This is a genomic window from Mesorhizobium sp. LSHC412B00, assembly GCF_000503035.1.
GTDB lineage: Bacteria > Pseudomonadota > Alphaproteobacteria > Rhizobiales > Rhizobiaceae > Mesorhizobium.
The window spans coordinates 25,615-45,052 of the sequence record NZ_AYWB01000015.1 but is presented as its reverse complement, the minus strand read 5'-3'; the positions used below and the strand labels follow the sequence as shown (position 1 = coordinate 45,052).

At 63.3% G+C, this 19,438-nt stretch carries 20 protein-coding genes; 12 read left to right on the top strand and 8 right to left on the bottom strand.

Translation table 11 applies throughout. The annotated features are described in order from the left end of the window. Positions 1 to 55 precede the first annotated feature (55 nt). On the bottom strand, positions 56 to 433 hold the full coding sequence (locus tag X757_RS142190; RefSeq protein WP_023670094.1) for a response regulator: 378 nt from the start codon (positions 431 to 433) through the stop codon (positions 56 to 58). Positions 434 to 712: 279 nt separating this feature from the next. Here X757_RS142190 and X757_RS142195 point away from each other — a divergent pair, with 279 nt between their 5' ends. From X757_RS142195 to X757_RS142205, 3 genes are all read left to right on the top strand, one after another. After that, on the top strand, positions 713 to 1,474 hold the full coding sequence (locus tag X757_RS142195) for a Crp/Fnr family transcriptional regulator (RefSeq protein ID WP_023670093.1): 762 nt from the start codon (positions 713 to 715) through the stop codon (positions 1,472 to 1,474). Positions 1,475 to 1,598: 124 nt separating this feature from the next. Further along, a complete protein-coding gene (locus X757_RS142200; protein WP_023670092.1) occupies positions 1,599 to 1,925 on the top strand; it encodes a YqjD family protein in 327 nt (108 codons plus the stop codon). An 11-nt stretch (positions 1,926 to 1,936) separates the two neighbouring features. Continuing rightward, positions 1,937 to 2,398, top strand: a complete 462-nt coding sequence (locus X757_RS142205; protein WP_023706299.1) for a hypothetical protein — start codon at positions 1,937 to 1,939, stop codon at positions 2,396 to 2,398. 58 nt (positions 2,399 to 2,456) lie between these two features. Here the strand turns inward: X757_RS142205 and X757_RS142210 are convergent, their stop codons facing one another. Further along, positions 2,457 to 4,031, bottom strand: a complete 1,575-nt coding sequence (locus tag X757_RS142210; protein ID WP_084629641.1) for an HWE histidine kinase domain-containing protein — start codon at positions 4,029 to 4,031, stop codon at positions 2,457 to 2,459. Positions 4,032 to 4,143: 112 nt separating this feature from the next. Here X757_RS142210 and X757_RS142215 point away from each other — a divergent pair, with 112 nt between their 5' ends. After that, complete coding sequence (locus X757_RS142215; protein ID WP_023670089.1) at positions 4,144 to 4,371, top strand: hypothetical protein; 228 nt, start codon at positions 4,144 to 4,146, stop codon at positions 4,369 to 4,371. Positions 4,372 to 4,397: 26 nt separating this feature from the next. On the opposite strand, the gene X757_RS142220 is transcribed toward X757_RS142215, so the two are convergent. Continuing rightward, positions 4,398 to 5,318: a diacylglycerol kinase family protein gene (locus tag X757_RS142220; RefSeq protein WP_023670088.1), complete on the bottom strand. Its 921-nt coding sequence runs from the start codon at positions 5,316 to 5,318 to the stop codon at positions 4,398 to 4,400. A 258-nt stretch (positions 5,319 to 5,576) separates the two neighbouring features. On the opposite strand from X757_RS142220, the gene X757_RS142225 reads away from it, so the two are divergent. Further along, positions 5,577 to 6,881 (top strand): PRC-barrel domain-containing protein, encoded by a 1,305-nt coding sequence (locus X757_RS142225; protein WP_023670087.1) that lies wholly within the window; start codon positions 5,577 to 5,579, stop codon positions 6,879 to 6,881. Between the two features lie 88 nt (positions 6,882 to 6,969). On the opposite strand, the gene X757_RS142230 is transcribed toward X757_RS142225, so the two are convergent. Further along, positions 6,970 to 8,517: an alkaline phosphatase family protein gene (locus X757_RS142230; protein ID WP_023727288.1), complete on the bottom strand. Its 1,548-nt coding sequence runs from the start codon at positions 8,515 to 8,517 to the stop codon at positions 6,970 to 6,972. 217 nt (positions 8,518 to 8,734) lie between these two features. Between X757_RS142230 and X757_RS142235 the strand changes: the two genes are divergently transcribed. The 4 genes from X757_RS142235 to X757_RS142250 all read left to right on the top strand — a co-directional run bounded on the left by X757_RS142235 (position 8,735) and on the right by X757_RS142250 (position 11,904). After that, positions 8,735 to 9,667, top strand: a complete 933-nt coding sequence (locus X757_RS142235) for a VOC family protein (RefSeq protein ID WP_023727287.1) — start codon at positions 8,735 to 8,737, stop codon at positions 9,665 to 9,667. A 4-nt stretch (positions 9,668 to 9,671) separates the two neighbouring features. Next, entirely contained in the window at positions 9,672 to 10,304 is a 633-nt protein-coding gene (locus tag X757_RS142240) for an alpha/beta hydrolase (RefSeq protein ID WP_023727286.1), read from the top strand. Continuing rightward, a complete protein-coding gene (locus X757_RS142245; RefSeq protein ID WP_023683956.1) occupies positions 10,297 to 10,596 on the top strand; it encodes a GNAT family N-acetyltransferase in 300 nt (99 codons plus the stop codon). The genes X757_RS142240 and X757_RS142245 overlap by 8 nt, the downstream gene beginning before the upstream one ends. A gap of 249 nt (positions 10,597 to 10,845) precedes the next feature. Next, positions 10,846 to 11,904, top strand: a complete 1,059-nt coding sequence (locus X757_RS142250; RefSeq protein WP_023715013.1) for a dipeptidase — start codon at positions 10,846 to 10,848, stop codon at positions 11,902 to 11,904. A gap of 3 nt (positions 11,905 to 11,907) precedes the next feature. On the opposite strand, the gene X757_RS142255 is transcribed toward X757_RS142250, so the two are convergent. Genes X757_RS142255 through X757_RS142270 form a run of 4 tightly spaced genes read right to left on the bottom strand, consistent with a single transcriptional unit; the run spans position 11,908 to position 16,605 of the window. Then, entirely contained in the window at positions 11,908 to 12,153 is a 246-nt protein-coding gene (locus X757_RS142255; RefSeq protein WP_023670081.1) for a hypothetical protein, read from the bottom strand. 2 nt (positions 12,154 to 12,155) lie between these two features. Beyond that, positions 12,156 to 13,382: an aminomethyltransferase family protein gene (locus tag X757_RS142260; protein ID WP_023727285.1), complete on the bottom strand. Its 1,227-nt coding sequence runs from the start codon at positions 13,380 to 13,382 to the stop codon at positions 12,156 to 12,158. A gap of 51 nt (positions 13,383 to 13,433) precedes the next feature. Then, the gene (locus tag X757_RS142265) at positions 13,434 to 14,999 is read right to left on the bottom strand and encodes an NAD(P)/FAD-dependent oxidoreductase (protein WP_023727284.1); all 1,566 of its coding nucleotides are present in this window, start codon (positions 14,997 to 14,999) and stop codon (positions 13,434 to 13,436) included. Next, a complete protein-coding gene (locus tag X757_RS142270; RefSeq protein ID WP_023670078.1) occupies positions 14,986 to 16,605 on the bottom strand; it encodes an NAD(P)/FAD-dependent oxidoreductase in 1,620 nt (539 codons plus the stop codon). Before X757_RS142270 ends, X757_RS142265 begins: the two co-directional genes overlap by 14 nt. A 201-nt stretch (positions 16,606 to 16,806) precedes the next feature. On the opposite strand from X757_RS142270, the gene X757_RS142275 reads away from it, so the two are divergent. From X757_RS142275 to X757_RS142285, 3 genes are read left to right on the top strand one after another with little or no spacing between them, the layout of a single operon-like run. Beyond that, positions 16,807 to 17,607, top strand: a complete 801-nt coding sequence (locus tag X757_RS142275) for a class I SAM-dependent methyltransferase (RefSeq protein ID WP_023727283.1) — start codon at positions 16,807 to 16,809, stop codon at positions 17,605 to 17,607. A gap of 27 nt (positions 17,608 to 17,634) precedes the next feature. Next, complete coding sequence (gene betI / locus X757_RS142280) at positions 17,635 to 18,300, top strand: transcriptional regulator BetI (RefSeq protein ID WP_023727282.1); 666 nt, start codon at positions 17,635 to 17,637, stop codon at positions 18,298 to 18,300. A 53-nt stretch (positions 18,301 to 18,353) separates the two neighbouring features. Then, positions 18,354 to 19,436 carry an ABC transporter substrate-binding protein gene (locus X757_RS142285; RefSeq protein ID WP_023727281.1) on the top strand — a complete coding sequence of 361 codons (1,083 nt, stop codon included), beginning with the start codon at positions 18,354 to 18,356 and terminating at the stop codon, positions 19,434 to 19,436. Positions 19,437 to 19,438 lie beyond the last annotated feature (2 nt).

Here is a 19,438-nt window from a genome sequence, read left to right as displayed (position 1 = left end):
GGCGGAGGCCCCGTTTGCGGGCCTGGGCTCTCTACACATACGCATCGAAGATATCTCAGACTGGCGCGCGGCCGCAGGCCGCCGCCAGAGCCTCGACGAGATCGGTCCCCGAATAGGGCTTGGTGACCAGGCGGATGCCGGGAAAAGACCCTTTGATCTCATCGGGGTCCGAATAGCCGGAGGCAAAGACAAACGGCAGGCCCGATTGGCGCAGCCGCGCGGCGAAATCGAGTGTGGACGTTCCGCCCAGCATGAGGTCCACGATAGCGGCGTCGAACTCGCCAACGACCTTCTGCTCATCGATCTCGGCCAGAGCGCGGGCAATCACTACGTCGTTCGCGCCATGGTCGCGGCAAAGCTGCTCGACATCCATGGCGATCAGGAATTCATCCTCCAAGACAAGAATTCGCAATCCCTCAAGCAATGGCGGCACTTGGCAATCTCTCCTCAATTCTTGCAGCATCGGGTACCGTGACTCCAGTCAACCGCATCGTGGACCTTGGGGGATCGGTCAGGCCTTAATCCGAAAAGTTCGCCCACCGGCTCTACTCCACAAGCGAGCTTCGAATTCGCCTCAGTGGAGTGTAGCGAGTCATGATCGCTATTTGCCATCCTGTCATTTAAAAAAGACATGCCATCGGCAGCGGAACCGCGGCCTTGCAAAGGCGTAGCACTCAGTCTCTGGCAAGAGACTTTCGAAAGAGGGATCGAAATGTCTGGCCAGAATGGTCGTTCGTTTTCCAGCCGTCAGTACCCATGCGAGATCTGCCCGCTTCGGCCATTGCCGGTGTTCCGGGAATTCGAGAAGCAGGAGCTTGCCTATGTCAGCATGTTCAAGAAGGGCGAACTGGCCGTCGACAAGGGCGCCACAGTGCTGGTCGAAGGCAGCCAAAGTGCTCATCTCTACACCGTGCTTTCGGGCTGGGCCTTCCGCTACAAACTATTGTCGGACGGCAGGCGCCAGATCCTGAACTACTCCATGCCCGGCGATCTTATCGGGCTGCAGGGCAGCCTGATGGGCGAAATGCAGCACTCGGTCGAGGCGCTGTCGCCCATGCTGTTGTGCGTCTTCGAGCGTGAAAACCTGCACGAGCTCTACCGCAACCATCCGGGCCTTGCTTACGACATTACCTGGCTGGCGTCGCGCGAGGAGCGCATGCTGGACGAGAACCTGCTCAGCGTCGGTCGGCGCACGGCGGTCGAGCGCACCGCCTATCTCATTGCCTTCATCGCCAGCCGCGCGGCGGCAGTCGGGCTCAACGGCAAGGCGCCGGTGCAAATCCCGATTACCCAGCAGCATGTCGCCGATACGCTCGGCCTGTCGCTGGTCCACACCAACAAGACGATCCGCAAGCTCATCGATCGCAAGCTGATCGCTTGGCGCGACGGCGGTTGCGAAGTGATCGACGGGGAGGGGCTGAAGGATCTCGCGCGCTGGGAGGGCCTAAGCGAAGGCCGTCGGCCGCTGATCTGACAGGCAGGCCTCCATCTGGGGCTGGACTCGCACTTGCAAACACCCTTTCATGGATACGGTCTCCGATTTCGGAACCATGATGTGTGTCGGGCGTTTGAAGCCAAGCAAACGCAAGGAGTTTAGAATGGCAACTGCCGCAGGAAAAACCGCCAACGAAAGTCAGACGAACGCCGACCTCGAGGCCGACATTCGGCAGTTGAAGGCGGATATCGAAAAATTGACCAAGCAATTGGCCAAGACCGGCGAACATGGTTACGGCACGGCGCGGCGCGCTGCTGCCGAAGGCGTCGACCAGTTGCGCGCGCAGGGCGAAGCCGTCTTCGACAGCCTGCGTGGCAACGCCAAGGATCTTGAGGCCCAGATCACGGCCAATGTGCGCGAGAAGCCGGTAACTTCACTGGCGATCGCGGCCGGCGTCGGCTTCCTGTTTGCGCTTCTTGCCCGGCGCTAGTTTCGACAGAGATGGGCATGCTGGCACCGCTTATCTCGGCCTTGGCCTCGGGTGAAGCCATTGCCGCCATGCGCCGCGCGCGCACGGCGGCAATCGTCTATGGGCTCGCCGCCGTGGCTGCCCTGTGCGGCCTCGGGTTTCTCCTGGGGGCGGCCTACATCTGGGCGGCTGACCGTTACGGCTCGATGGCCGCCTGTCTCGGCTTCGCGGCCGGTTTCCTGGTAACGGCCGGGCTTATCGTGCTCATTCATCAACTTGCGGCCGGAACGCGTGCGCGCCGACGTGCGCGAAGGCGCAATGCCGACCTGAAGGCGCTCGGTATCACCGCGGCGCTTGCCGTGCTGCCGGCCTTGCTCAAGGGGAAAGGCGGGAAGGGCGTCATTCTCGGCCCGATGATCGCGCTCGCGGCCTATGCCATCTACCGCGAGAACGTCAAACCGGATCCGGGCGATCCAGACAGCGAAGCCGACTAAAGCGCGTCGCGCTGATACGCTGTTCCCGGGAAAACCGCTTCGCACTTCTGAAATTGCTTTAAGCCGGCAGATCTTCAAGCGGCATCGATATTTCGGCGAACACGCCTTCGCTGCGGAATTCGTGGGTCACTTCGCTCGATAAAACCTTGGCGAGGCTGCGGCGGATCAGGATAGAGCCGAAGCCCTGGCGTTCCGGCGGGTCGACTTTCGGCCCGCCGCTTTCGCTCCAGGTCAGCACAAGGCGGCGCGCGCCTTTCTTGCCCGCCGCCTTCCAGTCGACATCGACCTTCCCCGAGCCAACCGACAGCGATCCGTATTGCAGCGCGTTGCTGGCCAGTTCGTGCATGATCAGGCCGAGCCCCACCGCCTGGTCGGGCGAAAGCAGCAGCTCCGGACCGGAGATCACGATGCGCGGCCGTTCTGCCGAATCGAACGGCTTCACCTCGATCTGCATCAGTTCGCGAATACCGATGCCGCGCCATTCGCGATCCGACAGCAGGTTATGGGCAGCGCCCAGCGCCTGCAGCCTGGCGCCGAAGGCTTCCAGGAATTCGCTTGGGCGGCGAGCGTGGCGAACGGTCTGTGTGGCCAGCGCCTGCACGGTCGCCAGCGTGTTCTTGACCCGATGGTTGAGCTCGCGCAGCAGCAGCCTTTGCCGGTCCTCGCCGAGCTTGCGTTCCGAGATGTCGTAGTTGACGCCAAAGATAAGCGTCGGCTTGCCTTCGCCGTCGCGCTCGATGACGCGGCCGCGGGTGACTATCCAGCGCGGCGGATCGAAGCCTTTGACCCGGTATTCGCCGAAATAGTCGTCGCTGCCGGTCAGGGCATCGCGAAAGCGCGTCTCGGTCTGGTAGACGTCGCGCGGGTCGATGGCGGCCAAAATGTCGCGCGCCCGCAGCCGGTTCGAACGCGGCAGGTTGAACAGCTCCGACAAACGCACGTCGCATTCGATCATGTCGGTGCGGATATCCCAGGCCCAACTGGCGAGCGAGGCGGCATCGAGCGCTATGGCTCGGCGCTTTTCCTCCTGCGCCAAAGCAGCCGTGGCAATGGCGCCGCTGCGGGTGGCGTCCTTGAGGGTAAACAGGCTGGCGGCGAGGCTGGCCAGCGATTTCAAATGATCGAGCGCGGCAGCGGACGGAAATTCATGCGGCTCCCGGTCGAGTACGCACACCGTACCGACGCGCGCGCCGGCGACCACCATCGGCGCGCCGACATAAAAGCGGACATGGTGTTCGCCGGTGACCAGCGGGTTGCGGGAGAAGCGAGGGTCGATGCTGGCATCCGGCACCACCATGGGCTCGTCGCCGGCGGCAATGGTATGGGCGCAGAACGATATGTCGGTCGCGGTTTCGGTCTCGTTGAAGCCGACACAGGATTTGAACCACTGTCGTTCGGTGTCGAGCAGCGTGACGAGCGCGATCGGCGCCCGCATCACGGCGGCGGCAAGGCCGGTGATGCGATCGAAGTCGGGATCGGAGTCGGTGTCGATCGCGTCAAGCCCGTGCAGTACGGCAAGCCGCTCCGGCGCCGCCACGGCGCGGCGGACCTCAACCGGCAAACCAGCCTGTTTCGCCACCTTGCTATCCACCAAGCCCCCTCGCTTGCAGGCCCCACCCGCGGTGGCGCGCATCTTGCGCGGCCGTCGCGCGCCGGAACTTTTGTAGCAAGCAATCGTTACCCCACCATGTTTCGCCGGCGATGGTTTCATCGACCATGCCGGTTGCACGACAGGAACGCCGCCAATGACCAAGATCGCCCCTGAAAACAAAGCCCGTCAGGGGCGCTGGGGTTGGCACGGCCTGCGCATATTGGTCGCCGCGTTGCTCCTGGCTTTTATTGCTTGGGGAGCGGCCGAGATTTATGGCCAAAAGATAGATCCAGATACCCCTGAAAGCCAAGGGCAGCCCACCGGCCAGACCGCGCCGGCCAACCAGAGCTCGCCAGCCGGCGAGGGGCAGTCGGGCGGCTAGGGTTTTCCGCGTCATTCGTAATCGCATCAGGCGGCCTTCGCCTGGGCGGCTTGCGCCGGAACCAGGACGTTCAGTGCGCCAGGGTGGATCTGGATTGTCGTTTCGCGCTCCAGCTTGACCAGTTCGCCGTCGATGACGGCGCCGAATTTCTTGCTCCCGGTATGGATCTTCACGATTGCCTTGTCGGCCTGATGAGTTTCGACATGATCGCTGTCGCGCCACCTGCCCCGAGCCATGTCGAAGAGCGCCCTGACCAGCTCGCCACGCTGCCGCGCCACGGTGACATAGATGCCGAGCACGCCGCCGGCAGGATTGTCGGCATAAGGCAGATGGCCTTCGCCAAACAGATTGTTGGAAATGCCGATGCCGCTGATGCGGGTCACGATCTCGGCTTCGCCGACCGTCAATGTCACCTTCATGGCGGGAGGATTGTTGATCGTCGTCCAAGCGGCCTTGGCCGAAGCGCGAATCTTTCCCAAGCGCGAGGCGAATTCCATATTGTCGCGCAGCTTCACCATCCTGGCGTGCAGGCCGATCGAGAACTGATGCACGAACGGCCGGCCATTCGCGCTTGCGATATCGACCGCCATGATCTCGCCGTCGGCAAAGGACTTCAGCGCGCCATCGATGGTCTGCGGAATTCCAAGGCCGCGGGCGAACAGGTTCATTGTTCCTGCAGGCAGGACGGCCAGCGCCTTCTTGCCATTCATCAGCCGCCCCGCGGCGGCCGAAATGGTGCCGTCGCCGCCACCGGCCAGCACGACGTCGATGTCGCGCCGCGCGGCGACCTTGTCGAGCGCCGCGACAATCTCCTTGCCGGCGACGATGTCGATCTCGATGGAGTGACCAGCCGCCTCGAGCGTCTGGCGCATCCGGTCGGTTAGCGCTGAAAGATCGGTGGTCCGCAAGGTGCCGCCGTCCCGGTTCAGCACCGCTGCAAATCGCATGCCCCACTCCGTATTCTTTTTAGCGGCCGGAATGCCAGCCGCAGGCTGAAACGGGCAAGCTTGGGAAAGGTTCCATCGGCCGGGTGGGAATGTCGGGCGATTCCGCGGACTTGCCCAGGGTATTTCGATGCTCCCGTTTTTTCGGAACAAGCGCCTTGTCACAACGTTGTGATCCCATTGGAGGCGCCGCCTTCGGTCTCCCGGCAAGTGGTTTGCCGATTGCGGCGCACATGAGATCACGCAAGAGGAGACTTAATCATGATCCGCACACTGTTCGCGACGACCGCACTGGCAACGCTGATCGCTACCGGTGCGTTTGCGCAGTCAACGACGACCCCGGCGACGACCCCAGCGCCGGCTGAAGCCCCTGCCACCATCGCGCCGGCGCCGCAACAGGCCGACGGCGCGCTGATGACCAATATCATCGGCGAGTCGGTGTACAATGGCACTGGCGACGATGCCCAGAAGATCGGTGACGTCAGCGACGTCGTCCTCGATGAAAACGGCCAGGCGAAATCCGCCATTATCGGCGTTGGCGGCTTCCTCGGCATAGGCAGCAAGAACGTCGCCTTTGACTACGGCAAGTTGCAATGGGTCGAGAGGAATGGTGACCGCTGGCTCGTCGCCGAGACAACGAAAGAAGCGTTGACGGCGCTGCCCGACTTCGACCGCAAGCCTTACGATCCGGCCTCGGCGCCTGCTTCCACGGCGCAGAACGACCCGCAGAAGCCGGTTGATCTCAACGCCGCGCCGTCAGAACCGGCGGTGAAACGCGCTGACGGCAATCTCGCAACCAACATCATCGGCGAGAATGTCTACAATGGCACTGGCGACGATGCCCAGAATATCGGCGACGTCAACGACATCGTGCTGACCAAGGATGGCAAGGCGCAGTCGCTGGTGATCGGCGTCGGCGGCTTCCTCGGCATGGGTGAAAAGAATGTCACCTATGATTTCGCCAAGGCGCGGTGGGCCGAAAAGAACGGCGATCGCTGGCTGGTGGCGCAGACGACCAAGGAGGAACTGCAGGCGCAGCCTGATTTCGACCGGAAGCCCTATGATCCGGCGCCCGTGACGACAACCTCCGACGCGACGCAGCCGACTGCTCCGGCTGCCCCGACGGCCGTTGCACCGGCTGACAATGCTCAGCCAGCGGACAAGACCGCGGAAGCTCCGGCCGGGACAAAGGCTACCGATCCGACGCAAACGGCAGCGATCGACAAGTCCACATTGACCGAAATGCCGGTCGGTAACATCAGAGGCGACGACCTGAAGGGCACCACCGTCTATGGCGCCAACGACGCCAAGGTCGGCGAGATCGGCGACGTCGTGCTCACGCCCGACAGCAAGCCGGATGCCGTCATCATCGATGTCGGCGGCTTTCTAGGCATCGGCGCCAAGGAGGTCGCGGTCGGCATGGACAAGCTCAAATTCATGACCGACAAGGACGGCAACAAATATCTCTACACCAACTTCACCAAGGAGCAGCTGCAGGCGCAGGCCGCCTATGACAAGGGCAGCTATGCTGAGAAGCGCGACCAGCAGCGGATGATGGTACAGTAAGGGAATAGGCAGTAGGGATTAGGCAGTAGGCGAAAAACCAAGCGACTAGGCATCAGGCCGCCGGAAACATTCTGCTGCCTGCTGCCTCCTACTGCCTGCCCACATACCCCACCACCCCCTGGCCCGTCAGCTCTGCAAGCGCCAGCGACTGGTCGAGATGCTCGGCGCGCCAGGCAAGCAGCCGCTCGGCAAATTCAAGCCGCACGCTGAGATAGGCCGGGTCGGCGGCAACGTTGGCCAGTTCGCCCGGATCCTTCTCCATGTCGAAGAGCAGCGGCGGCAGGCCGCCGCCGAAATGCACGTATTTGAATTTTTCCGTACGGATGACGGCGAGGTTGCACTGGCGCGAGCCGATGCCGAAATGCCGTTCGGCCTCACCGCTGGCAATCGAGCGGAAGTCGAACTCCCAATGCGCCGCGTCGCGCCAATCCTTAGGCGGTTCATCTTGCAGGAACGGTTTTAGCGAGCGGCCGTCGAGATGCAGCTGGGCGTCGGCGTCAAGCAGATCGAGCAAAGTCGGAAAGATGTCGACTGCCTCGGTGAAGTGGTTGACGATCGAGCCGGCTGCATTGCCGCGTCGTGGGTCGCGCACGATCAATGGGATGTGATAGCTGCCGTCGAAGAAGCCGCCTTTGCCCAGCATGAAATGGTCTCCCATCATCTCGGCGTGGTCCGAAGTCAGCACGATGATGGTGTCATCCCATCCATTCGCCGCCTTGATCGCTTGCCAGATGCGGCCAAGCTGCGCGTCGACCTCCGAGATCATGCCGTAATAGATCGCGCGGATGGCCCGGATGTTGTCCTCGCCCCAGTCGCGCACGTGGCCGTCGGTGCCCGGGCGGAAGCTTTTCCGCTTCTGGCGGCCAAGATCATATGCCAGATAGGGATGGCTCTCAGCTTCCACCTGCCAACTTTCCTGGCGGCGGAAGGCGGGACCATCGGCTGGATCATACATAGTGTTGTAGGGCTGCGGCACGACAAAGGGCGGATGCGGGCTGATGAAGGAGACATGCGCGAACCATGGCGCATCCTGTTCGTCCAGCCAGCGAATGAATTTGCCGGCAAGAAAAGCGGTCGGCGTCTCGTCCCTGGAATAAACAGGCGGCGCATTGGTCACGGCGCCGCTCGCTTCCCCGCCCACGGGACGGTGAATGCCGGGAGAGCCTGCGCTGGTGTCGACGCCACGTGCCTTCAGCCATGACAGCCATGGTTTCTGATGCTCAGGCAGGAGCTGGCGCACGCTGAAGCCGGGCAGCACGCCCTCATAGCTTTTCAGCCGGGGATCGCCCGGCGCCATCGTGCGCGGATCGGGCGAGACGTCGGTGTAGCCGAACAAAGTCGGATCATAGCCGAGGGCGCGGGCCGAAAGCGCCATGTTGCCGTGGCGGGCGTCGAGCGGCGTGCCGTTGCGGCAGACGCGATTGTTCATCTGGTAAAGGCCGGTGTAGAGGCACGCGCGGGCCGGCGAGCAGGGCGCCGCGCCGCCGTAATGCCGCTTGAAAAGGACGCCTTCGGCGGCGAGCGCATCGGCATTCGGCGTCTTCACCACGGCATGGCCGGCAGCCGACAGGCAATCGCCCCGCCATTGGTCGCAGGAGATGAATAGGACGTTCGGTCGTCTGCTTTTCGCGGCCAATGCTCTATCCTGTCACGTCGGGAAGACGTTCAATGAACCGGAATTTGGCTGCGGCGCAAGCCTGTCGGTCTTGCTTAAATGGTGAACGAAAATTTCCTGCTGTTCACTATTGGGATACAGTCCATTCTGAGATTGCCGCCTTTGCCATTGCCGGGCGGCCCCTCATATAGGCGTGGACAGCGGCAAGGGCCGCAAACCGAAGGGAAGGAGCAAGACAATGCTCGACCAGATCAAGGGCCTGCATCACGTGACGTCCATGGCCGGCGATGCGCGCCAGAACAATGATTTCTTCACGCACAAGCTCGGCCTGCGCCGGGTCAAGAAAACCGTCAACTTCGACGCGCCAGATGTCTATCACCTCTATTATGGCGACGAGCACGGTACGCCCGGCTCGGTGATGACCTATTTTCCGTTCCCGGACATTGCCAGGGGCCGCCACGGCGTCGGCGAGGTCGGTACCACGGCCTATTCGGTGCCGGCCGGCACGCTCGGCTATTGGGAAAAGCGCTTCGCCGATGAAGGCGTTGCGGGTGTCTCCCGCGAAGAGACGTTCGGCGAGAAGCGGCTGGCCTTCGCCGGTCCCGACGGCGACGGTTTCGCGCTGGTCGAAGACAAAGCGGACAGCCGCGCGCCGTGGTTGAAAGGCGGCATTCCCGCTGATGAGGCGATACGCGGCTTCCACTCGGTCTCGCTCAGATTGAAGGATGGTGGCGCCACGGAAGAGCTGTTGAAGTTCATGGGCTATGAGCAAGTGGACAAGTCCGGCAGTGTCAGCCGGCTCGCCATCAAGAACGGCAACGGCGCTGATGTCGTCGATATCGAATCGCTTCCTACCGCGGGCTTTGCCAATCTCGGCGCCGGCTCGGTCCACCATGTCGCCTTCGCGGTGGAGAACCGCGCCCAGCAGCTCGAAGTGCGCAAGGCGCTGATCGATACGGGTTATGGCGTGACGCCGGTGATCGACCGCGACTATTTCTGGGCGATCTACTTCCGAACGCCGGGCGGCGTGCTGTTCGAAATCGCCACCAATGAGCCGGGCTTCGACCGCGACGAGGACACCGCCCATCTCGGCGAAGCCCTGAAACTGCCGACGCAGCACCAGCATCTGCGGCCCTATCTTGAAGAGCATCTGCAGAAGCTGGAAGGCTGAGACGATGAGCAAGGAAGCTTACATCCATAAGGCGCTGCCGGGTTCGCCCGGCGGCCCGCTGCTCTTCGTCTTTCACGGCACCGGCGCGGACGAGAGCCAGCTGCTGTCGCTCGGGCGCGACCTCGCGCCACAGGCGACGATCGTATCGCCGCGCGGCGATGTTTCCGAGCATGGTGCGGCGCGTTTCTTCCGCCGCACCGGCGAGGGCGTCTACGACATGGACGACCTCGCGCGGGCGACCGCCAAGATGGCCGGTTTCATCAAGGCGCAGGTGGCAGCGGCAAGGCCATCTTCGGTCTTGGGTCTCGGCTATTCCAACGGCGCCAACATCCTGGCGTCCGTAATGTTCGCCGCGCCCGAGCTGTTCGATGCGGCGGTGCTGATGCACCCGCTGATCCCGTTCGAACCGCAGGTGCAGGGCAGCCTTGCCGGACGCCGCATCCTGGTCACCGCCGGCAAGCGCGACCCGATCTGCCCGCCCAACCTGACATCCCGGCTGGAGGCCTATTTGCGCGCCGATGGCGCCGATGTCACAGTGGAGTGGCACGATGGCGGCCACGAAATTCGACCAAACGAGATCGAAGCGGCGAGGCGGCTTTTTGCCGATGCGCCGGTTGAAGGAGCAAGCGATGCCTGACGAATTGCCTGAGATCGAACTCGAGGACCGCGGCTCGAAGGGACGTTATGTGCTGCGCGGACCCGGCGGCGCCGAGGCGGAAATGACCTTCACCAAGGTCGGCGAGCACCAGATCATCATCGATCACACCGAAGTGCCGGACGTGTTTCGCGGCCAGGGCGCCGGCCTTCGGCTTGTCACACGCGCCGTCGAGGACGCGCGGGCAGTGGGCAAGAAGATCATCCCGCTCTGCCCCTTCGCCAACGCCCAGTTCCGCCGCCATCCGGAATGGGCGGATGTGCTGAAGCAATAGACCTTTTTCCCTTCTCCCCTTGTGGGGTGAGTTGCCGGTCGCCGAAGGCGAATTCATCGTGCCGGTGGCACGATGAAAGGCCGGCGAACGCCGGGACGCTGCGAAGCAGCGGGGACCCGGCAGGTGGTCGGAGTCGCTCAGCCACAAGAGCGAACGCCTCTCTGGCATTTGCGCAGTTCGGCCTTCTTGCCTAAGTACACAGTTCGCTGCGGTTCGTCCGCTCCTGCCAACTGACCGAATGGCTTCCTGATGACCGAATCCGATCTCGTCCCCGTCTTCGACGGCCACAACGACACGCTGCTGCGACTGTACCAGTCGAAAGACACCGACGTCGAAAAGCTGTTCATCGAGGGGACGCAGGGCGGTCATATAGATCTGCCGCGCGCCAAGAAGGGCGGCTTTGCCGGCGGCATGTTCGCGATCTTCCCGCCGCCGGTCGAGAAGAGCAAACGCTCTGCGGTGCCGCCGGCGCCGAGCGACAATGAGCCATTGCCGCCGGAACTGCCACGCGCTGATGCGCTCAATTCCACCATCGGCATGGCCTCGATCCTGTTTCGGCTGGAGCGAGCGGGGGCGCTGACCGTCTGCCGCAGTGCCGGTGACATTCGCGAGGCGATGGCGAAAGGTTCGATCGCGGCGGTGTTTCACATCGAAGGCGTCGAGGCGATCGATCCCGAACTTACCTTGCTCGACGTGCTCTACGAAGCCGGCCTGCGCTCGCTCGGCATTGTCTGGAGCCGACCCAACGCCTTCGGCCATGGCGTCCCGTTCCGCTTTCCGTCGTCGCCCGATACCGGACCGGGGCTGACCGATGCCGGCAAGGCGCTGGTCAAGGCCTGCAATCAGCTCAAGATCATGGTCGACCTGTCACATCTCAACGAAAAGGGCTTTCGCGATGTCGCCGCGCTCAGCGATGCGCCGCTGGTCGCCACTCATTCCAACGTGCATGCGCTGTGCACCCATTCGCGCAACCTGACGGACTGGCAGCTCGGCGCTATCCGCGAGACCGGCGGCATGGTCGGGCTCAACTTCGCCACCGGCTTCCTGCGCGAAGACGGACGGATGAACTCGGACACCAGCCTCGACATCATGGTGCGCCATGTCGACTCGCTGCTGCAGGCGCTGGGCGAGGACGGCGTCGGTCTCGGCTCCGATTTCGACGGCGCCATGATCCCGGCGGTCATCGGCGACGTTGCCGGTCTGCCGAAGCTGATAGATGCGCTGGCCGCGCGCGGTTTCGGACGCGCGTTGATCGAGAAGATCGCCTATCGCAACTGGCTGAGCGTTCTCGAAAGAACCATAGGCTGAGGCTTAAGCGCCCATGCGCTTCAGCCAATCCTGGCCGCCGCGATCCCTGATCATCGGCAGCGGGTTCTCCCAGTCCAGCCGCGCGCAGATGCGGTAGACTTCGAGCGTCTCGGCGCTCATTTCGCCGCGCTTGTAGAAGTACATGGCGGCGGCATAGCGGGCGCGACCCGACCATTTTTCGCCGAGCGGCGTGTTGACCAGCTGCCACTGTTCGGCGGCTTCCGCCTCATCATCCGGTTCGTTGGCCATGATCAGAAATCCGCCGGCGGATTGGCGGTGCGGCGGTCGAGCTTGATGAAGGGACGGGCCACCACCTTGGCCCGCTTCATCAGCTTCTGGTACTGCAACTCGCGCATTGCGTAGATCTCGACCCAGAGGTCTTCGACCATCCTATCACCATAGGGACGCGTCAGCGAGGCGATGGCGATATGGCGCTTGGCCATCGGCGACCACATGGCGGCGCTGACCAGCCCGACCTCCTGATGCTTCTTGTGATAGACGATGGCGTGTTCGGCCGGGATGTTGCCTTCGATCTCCAGCCCGACCAGCACATGGCGCAGCTTGCGTTTGGCGCGCGCTTCGAGCATGGCGCGGCGGCCATTGAAATGGCCTTTTCCCAGGTCGACCATAAAGCCGAGACCGATCTCGTCCGGCATGCGCAGACGGTCGGCGCGAATGGCATGGTCTGCGGTGGTGAAGTCGGCATTGGCGACGATCAGGCCGGCTTCCAGCCGGGCGCGGTTGAGGGCGGCGTAGCCGATGGCGCGGATGCCGCGCAGTTCGCCTGCCGTCATCAGGCGGTCCCAGAGGCTAAGCGCTTTTTCGGCCGGCACGAACAGTTCGTAGCCGAGATCGCCGGTGAAGCCGGTGCGTGAGACGGTGACGGTGCTACCGTCATGCGGGAACTCGGCGAGATCGAACACTTTGAGTTTTTCAACGCCGGCAAAGCCGGCCTCGTGCAGCACGGCGAAGGAGGTTGGGCCTTGCAGAGCGAGACCAGCGACGCTTTCAGTCTCTTCTTCGACGGTCACTTCGAAACCGATGGCGCTGTCGAGCAGCAAGGGCAGGTGCCGTTCCTGCGAACACAGGCGGAAGCGCGTCGGCGACAGCCGGAACAGCGTGCCGTCATCGAGGACAAAACCTTCGTCGTCGCACCATGCGGTGTAGTGGACGCGGCCCGGTTTCAGCTTGGTGACATCGCGCAGCGTGACGCGATCGAGGAAGGCTTCGGCATCCGGCCCCTCGATGCGGTATTTGGTCATCGGCGAGATGTCGAACAAAGCCGCCTGGCTGCGGATGGCGAAATATTCGAGTTCCTCGTCCCACAGCGAATGCGGCGCGCGATAGCCGGCCCAATTGTACCAGTCCTGAGTTTTGGCCAGCGCATCGATGCGCGGCTGGAACGGCGTGCCGAGACGCAGTGTGCGGAAATGCGACTGCGCTGTGGTGCGGGCGGCGTTGTTGATCGGACTCGTCATGACGGCATTCCTTCGCCGTAGAGTGCGGCGTTGACTGGCTGAAACATCCGATCATCCCTTCATCGCGATGGTGCGCCGCGCCGCATTCAAACCGGGAGCACCCGAAACGCCGCCGCCTGGATGCGAACCGGCGCCGGCCAGGAACAGCCCCTCGATCGGCGTGTCGTAGCCCGACCAGCCGGAGACCGGCCGCGACATCAACATCTGGTCGGCCTGCAATTCGCCGTGGTGCCAATGGCCCCCCGGCATGCGGTAGTTGGCTTCGATATCGGCTGGCGTCAAAAGCTCGGCATGCAGCACGGACTTGCCGATACCGGGGGCGTAGGCTTCGAGTTGCGCCATAACAGCTCTGAGGAATTTCGGCTTGCCGGCGTCCCAACCCTCTTTCAGCGCATAAGGCGCGTATTGCACGACAGCCGACAGTACACAGGCGCCGCTTGGCGCGAGCGACGGGTCGGAGAGCGACGGCAGTGTGATCTCCATCACCGGTTCGGCTGAGAACTCGCCATATTTCGACGGGTTGAAGGCGCGCTCGACATGGTCGGGCGAGGGCGCGATAACCAGACGGCCCTTGTGATTATCGGCGTCGACGCCGGAAAATTGCGGTGGCCGATCGAGCGCCAGATGGAGCTTCGCCGCGTCGCCCCTCATGCGGATGTTCTTTACCTTGCGCACGAAACCCGTGTCGATCTCGCGCGGGCCGACGAGATCGAGCATTGTGGTCGCCGGGTTGATGGCGGAAACGATCGTTCTGGCGTGAAGCACCTCGCCGCCGTCGAGCGTCACGCCGAGGGCGCGGCCTTTCTCGACGACTATCCTGGCCGCGGGCGCTGCCGTGCGGACGGTGACGCCGGCTTTCTCCGCCGCCGCGCGGATCGTGGCGACGACTGCACCCATCCCACCTTTCGGCAGCATCTGCGCGCCGGTTTTGCCGCCGGTCTCGCCGGCCAGCCGATAGTAGAGGCCGAGCAGGGAGGTCGGCGAACGCGGGCCGAGGTGGCTACCAAGCGTGGCGTCGAAGGCAAGCAGGCCCTTCAGCCTGATATCGGCAAGCTGCTCGTCGAGCAGGTCGGCGACGTTCATCAGGAGAACGCGCAGGAAGTCGCGCATGTCTTCCTTGCCGAGCTTTTTCAGCGCCACGGCCGTCTGGCCGAGCGCTGCGGTTTCAAGCAGCGACATGCCACCGAGATCGGGCGGGCGCCGCGACAGGAACGGTTTCAGGATGCCGGCATAGCGCATGAGTTGCGCGCGCAATTCCTTCCAGGCGGACTGCTCGGACGGAGTGGAGCCGGTCAGCACTTCGCCATAGGCGCCATGCAGGACAAGCGGCGGGCCGTCCCTCGCCAAGGCGACCGACGGAATGAAGTCTGCGCGGGTGACCTGCAGCCCGTGTTTCTCCAGCTCCAATGTCTTCACCACGTCGGGGTGCAGGCGGTTCAGCACATGCGCGATCGAGGAGACCCGAAAACCCGGCGCAAACTCTTCGGTGCGCGCCGCGCCGCCGACATCGCCGGCCGCTTCCAGCACCAGCACCTTGCGGCCGGCTTTCGCCAGAGTGGCGGCAGCGACAAGGCCGTTATGGCCGCCGCCTATGATGATGGCATCAAATGACGTCATGGGCCGGGCTCATATGGGAGGTCGATTTGGCGAGGTCGCGCAGGATCTCGGCTGCCGCATTGCGGCCGGGTGCGCCCATGACGCCGCCGCCGGGATGTGTCGAGGAGCCGCACATATAGAGCCCGCCGACCGGCGAGCGGTATTGTGCGTAGCCCGGCACCGGGCGGTTGAACAGCAGCTGGTCGAAGGTCAGCTCGCCCTGGAAAATGTTGCCTTCGGTGAGGCCGACCTCGGCTTCGATCTCGCGCGGCGTGCGCACCTCCATATGGACGATGCGGTCGCGGAAGCCTGGCGAGTATTCGGCGATCTGCGCAACTACGCTTTCGGCGAAACCGTCGCGGTCGGCATCGGTCCAGTCGCGGCCGTTCACCTTGGGCGGTGCGTACTGCACGAAGCAGCTCATGAAATGCTTGCCCGGCGGCGCCATGGTCGGGTCGAGCGTCGTTGGGATGACCATGTCGAGGAATGGGTCGGCCGACCAGCGACCGGCCTTCCAGTCGTCATAGGCGCGCTCCATGCGCTCCATGGAATCGGTGAAATGCATGTCGCCGCGATAAACGGGTGAATCCTTCGGCAGTGCCGGGAATTCCGGCAGAGAATCCAGCGCGATGTTGACCTTGCCGGAGGAGCCGCGGATCTTGAAGTTCCTGACCCGCCGCAGGAAAATGTCGGGCAGTTCCTTCTCCTCGACCAGTTTCAGGAATGTGCGTTTGACGTCGGCGTTGGAGACGACGAGCTTGCCGTAGACCTCCTCGCCGCCGGCCAGCACCACGCCCTTGGCCTTGCCTCGGCTCACCAGCACATGGTCGACCTCGGCGCCGGTGCGGATAGCGCCGCCGGACGCCTTGAATGAAGCGGCGAGCGCCTTGGTGACGGCGCCCATGCCGCCGCGCGCATAGCCCCAGGCGCCGACCGAGCCGTCGACCTCACCCATATAATGGTGCAGCAGCACGTAGGCTGTGCCGGGCGACATCGGCCCGAGCGCGGTACCGATAATGCCGGACAAAGCGAAGTTCGCCTTGATGACATCGGTCTCAAAATATTCGTCGAGGAATTCCGAGATCGACATGGTCCAGAAGCGCAGCGTCAGCGCCATTTCTTCTGATGACAGGCCGACGAATTTCTTGCCGAGATAGAGAAGCTCTCCGAGGTCGCGCGGCTTGAGACTGGCCGGGTCCGGTGCGGTGCGCATCAGCAGCGGCTGGATGAAACGGCACTGCCGCGTCACGTCGCGCGAATAGCGGTCATAGGCCTCCGCGTCGCGCCTGGAGAAGCGGGCGAATTCGCGCCGGTGCGCATCGTGGTCACGGTAGTTGGCGAGGTAGTCGCCGTCGCGGGTGAACACGGCGCCGCCTTCATAGGAAATAACCTGCAAGCCGAAACGCGGCAGTTCGAGGTCGCGCATGATCTCGGGGCGAAACAGCGAGCAGACATAGGAGCAGTTGGAGTAGAGGAAGCCCGGCGTCAGCTCGCGGCTGGTGGCGGCGCCGCCGACCCAGTCGTTCTTTTCCACCACCAGCACGTCGAGCCCGGCGCGTTGCAAATAGCAGGCGTTGACCAGGCCGTTGTGCCCGCCGCCGATGACGATCGCATCCCAAGCTTTCATTCGCGCCCAGCCTTCATGGTGCTCGACCCTTCATTTTCGCGTGATTTGTCGCCGAATGCGCGGAATTTGGCACGGCAGCGGCTATTCTGTCCAGCCATTCTGAATGAATGTTCAACAAATAATATTGCGTTTTCCTGTTAATACGCTACGCTTTGCCGGCATTCGAACCTGCGCAATTCGGCTGACGGGACTTAAGGTCTGATGATCGAAACGGCAGATGGCGAGCCGGAATATGACGACGCCGCGATCCGCTTCCTCGAGGCGCTGTGGGGCGAGGGCTATCTGTCGCCGGGCGGACCAGACGAGGTCGACCGGGTGGTCGAAGGGCTGTCGCTCAGGGGCAAGACGATCCTCGACATCGGCTGCGGCTCCGGCGGCATCGCGCTGCATCTGGTGGAGCGCCACGGTGCTGCTCATGCCACCGGCTTCGACATCGAGCGGCCGGTGATCGAGGCGGCCAGAAAGCATGCCGCTGCACGAGGGCTTTCAGACCGCGCCAGCTTCGTCCAGGCGCCGCCGGGGCCGCTGCCTTTTGCCGACGCTTCGTTCGATGTCGTCTTCTCCAAGGATGCGCTGGTGCACGTGTCCGACAAGGACGCGCTGTTTGCGGAAATCTTCCGCGTGCTGAAGCCGGGCGGCGTCCTTGCCGCCTCCGACTGGCTGATCGGCCATGACGGCGAGCCGTCATCTGAGATGAAGGCCTATGTCGCGGCCGAAGGCCTGTCCTTCGCCATGGCCTCGCCGGCACGCTATGCGCAAGCGATGCGCAGCGCCGGCTTTGCCGATGTCACTGTGAAGGACCGCAATTCTTGGTACCGCGAGGTCGCACGCGGCGAGCTGGAAAGGCTGAAAGGCCCGCTCTACGAGACGGCGGCAGTCGCGGTCGGAGCGGCCTATATCGACAAGAACATCAAGACCTGGGAAGCCATGCAGAAGGTGCTTGACAGTGGCGAGCACCGTCCCACTCATCTTCGCGGGTGGAAGCCGGCTGTGGTGGGATAGCCGGCAATGTGGAGCATGACGGCACCGATGAAAGCTGCAGCGCGCGAAGAGCGATCCTCCGACACGTCTGGAAAAACCGAGCCGGAAAAACGCGGCCGCAAGGCGTCGAAGGAGGTCAGGCAACAGCAGCTGATCGAAGCGACCATCGATTCGCTGGCCAAGCGCGGTTATTCGGAAACGACGATGGCCGATGTCGCTGACGGCGCCGGCCTGTCGCGCGGCATCGTCAACTTCCATTTCGAGAGCAAGGAGAAGCTGCTCGTCGCCACCCTGGCCTATATGGCCGACGAATATGCGGCGCATTGGCGCGTCGCGCTGACCAAGGCCGGCGAGGATCCAGCCCGGCAGCTGCGGGCGCTGGTCGCCGCCGATTTCGACCGTTCGATCTGCAACAAGCGCAAGCTCGCGGCGTGGTGCGCGTTCTGGGGCGAGGCCAAGTCGCGGCCGACCTACCAGGCGCTGTGCGGCGCGCGCGACGCGGCCTACCAGAAGATCTTCATCGACCTCTGTGCCACGCTCAAGCAGGGCGGTGGTTATGGCTATGAGCCGCAGGTCATGGCGCTGGCGCTCAGCGCCATGCTGGAGGGCTTGTGGCTGCGGCTGATGATGGGGACCGAGGACGTCACCCGTGAGAGCGCGCTACAGGCGGCAAACGAATTCCTGTCGGCCGCCTTTCCGAAGCACTACGGATAACCAGAAGCCGGCCAGTCGAGTCGGCAATGCAATGACAAAGAGGATGGAACAGCATGAAAAGAATAACCCGACGCCTGACACTGACATTGGCGCTGACGGCGACGCTGGCGGCTTCGGCCGCCGCGCTTGCGGTCGCCGCCGACAAGGACCTGATCGTGTTCGACTGGTCCGGCTATGAGGACCCGAGCTTCCACCCCAGATATGTCGAGAAGAACGGCGACTCGCCGACCTTCGCCTTCTTCGGCGACGAGGACGAAGCCTTCGAGAAAGTGCGCTCCGGTTTCAAGGCCGATCTTGGCCATCCCTGCTCGCAGAGCGTGACAAAGTGGCGTGAGGCGGGGCTGCTGCAGCCGCTCGACACCTCGAAGATCACCGGCTGGAAGGATCTCAATCCCGGCATCATGGCGATGAAGGATCTGGCCACCACGTCGGACGGCAAGGCCTGGTTCATGCCGTGGGACTGGGGCAACACCCAGCTCACCTACAACTCCGACAAGATCGACGCGAAGGATGTGCAGTCGCTGAAGGCCTTCGCCGATCCCAAGTTCAAGGGGCGGGTCTCAATCGGCGACAATGTCGACGACGCCTATGCGCTGGCCAACCTTGCCATCGGGCTCAAGGACTGGACCAAGATGACGGACAACCAGTTCAAGCAGGCTTCCGACTTCCTGCGTCAGGTGCACAAGAATGTCCGCTCCTACTGGACCGATACCACCGACGTCGTGCAGTTGCTGAGCGGCGGCGAGGTCGATCTCGCCTGGGCATGGAACGATGCCACGGTACAATCCGTCGCTGCCGGTGTGCCGATCAAGTCCAAGAAGGATACGGACGAAGGCATCTCGACCTGGGTCTGCGGCTACGTGCTGTTCAAGGACGCACCCGGCAATGTCGACAAGGCCTATGACTACCTCAACGCGATCAACGATCCCGAGACCGCCAAGGTGCTGGTCAAGGACTGGGGTTATGGCCAGGCCAACGCCAAGGGCATGGCCGGCGTCGACCCGGCGATCCTGAAAGAAAAGGGCTATGACGACGTGCAGAAATTCGTCGACAAGACCCTGTTCCAATCGCCCGTGCCGTCGTCGCTCAAGCTCAAGATGATCGCCGAATTCGAGAAGATCAAGGCAGGCTACTAAAG

Bases quoted from the DNA above. Each gene is read 5' to 3' on its own strand.
- X757_RS142210 (WP_084629641.1), bottom strand. From the start codon at position 4,031: ATGCGCGCCACCGCGGGTGGGGCCTGCAAGCGAGGGGGCTTGGTGGAT.
- X757_RS142215 (WP_023670089.1), top strand. From the start codon at position 4,144: ATGACCAAGATCGCCCCTGAAAACAAAGCCCGTCAGGGGCGCTGGGGT.
- X757_RS142250 (WP_023715013.1), top strand. From the start codon at position 10,846: ATGACCGAATCCGATCTCGTCCCCGTCTTCGACGGCCACAACGACACG.
- betI (WP_023727282.1), top strand. From the start codon at position 17,635: ATGAAAGCTGCAGCGCGCGAAGAGCGATCCTCCGACACGTCTGGAAAA.
- X757_RS142245 (WP_023683956.1), top strand. From the start codon at position 10,297: ATGCCTGACGAATTGCCTGAGATCGAACTCGAGGACCGCGGCTCGAAG.
- X757_RS142270 (WP_023670078.1), bottom strand. From the start codon at position 16,605: ATGAAAGCTTGGGATGCGATCGTCATCGGCGGCGGGCACAACGGCCTG.
- X757_RS142205 (WP_023706299.1), top strand. From the start codon at position 1,937: ATGGGCATGCTGGCACCGCTTATCTCGGCCTTGGCCTCGGGTGAAGCC.
- X757_RS142275 (WP_023727283.1), top strand. From the start codon at position 16,807: ATGATCGAAACGGCAGATGGCGAGCCGGAATATGACGACGCCGCGATC.
- X757_RS142240 (WP_023727286.1), top strand. From the start codon at position 9,672: ATGAGCAAGGAAGCTTACATCCATAAGGCGCTGCCGGGTTCGCCCGGC.
- X757_RS142195 (WP_023670093.1), top strand. From the start codon at position 713: ATGTCTGGCCAGAATGGTCGTTCGTTTTCCAGCCGTCAGTACCCATGC.
- X757_RS142235 (WP_023727287.1), top strand. From the start codon at position 8,735: ATGCTCGACCAGATCAAGGGCCTGCATCACGTGACGTCCATGGCCGGC.
- X757_RS142265 (WP_023727284.1), bottom strand. From the start codon at position 14,999: ATGACGTCATTTGATGCCATCATCATAGGCGGCGGCCATAACGGCCTT.
- X757_RS142260 (WP_023727285.1), bottom strand. From the start codon at position 13,382: ATGACGAGTCCGATCAACAACGCCGCCCGCACCACAGCGCAGTCGCAT.
- X757_RS142255 (WP_023670081.1), bottom strand. From the start codon at position 12,153: ATGGCCAACGAACCGGATGATGAGGCGGAAGCCGCCGAACAGTGGCAG.
- X757_RS142285 (WP_023727281.1), top strand. From the start codon at position 18,354: ATGAAAAGAATAACCCGACGCCTGACACTGACATTGGCGCTGACGGCG.
- X757_RS142225 (WP_023670087.1), top strand. From the start codon at position 5,577: ATGATCCGCACACTGTTCGCGACGACCGCACTGGCAACGCTGATCGCT.
- X757_RS142220 (WP_023670088.1), bottom strand. From the start codon at position 5,318: ATGCGATTTGCAGCGGTGCTGAACCGGGACGGCGGCACCTTGCGGACC.
- X757_RS142200 (WP_023670092.1), top strand. From the start codon at position 1,599: ATGGCAACTGCCGCAGGAAAAACCGCCAACGAAAGTCAGACGAACGCC.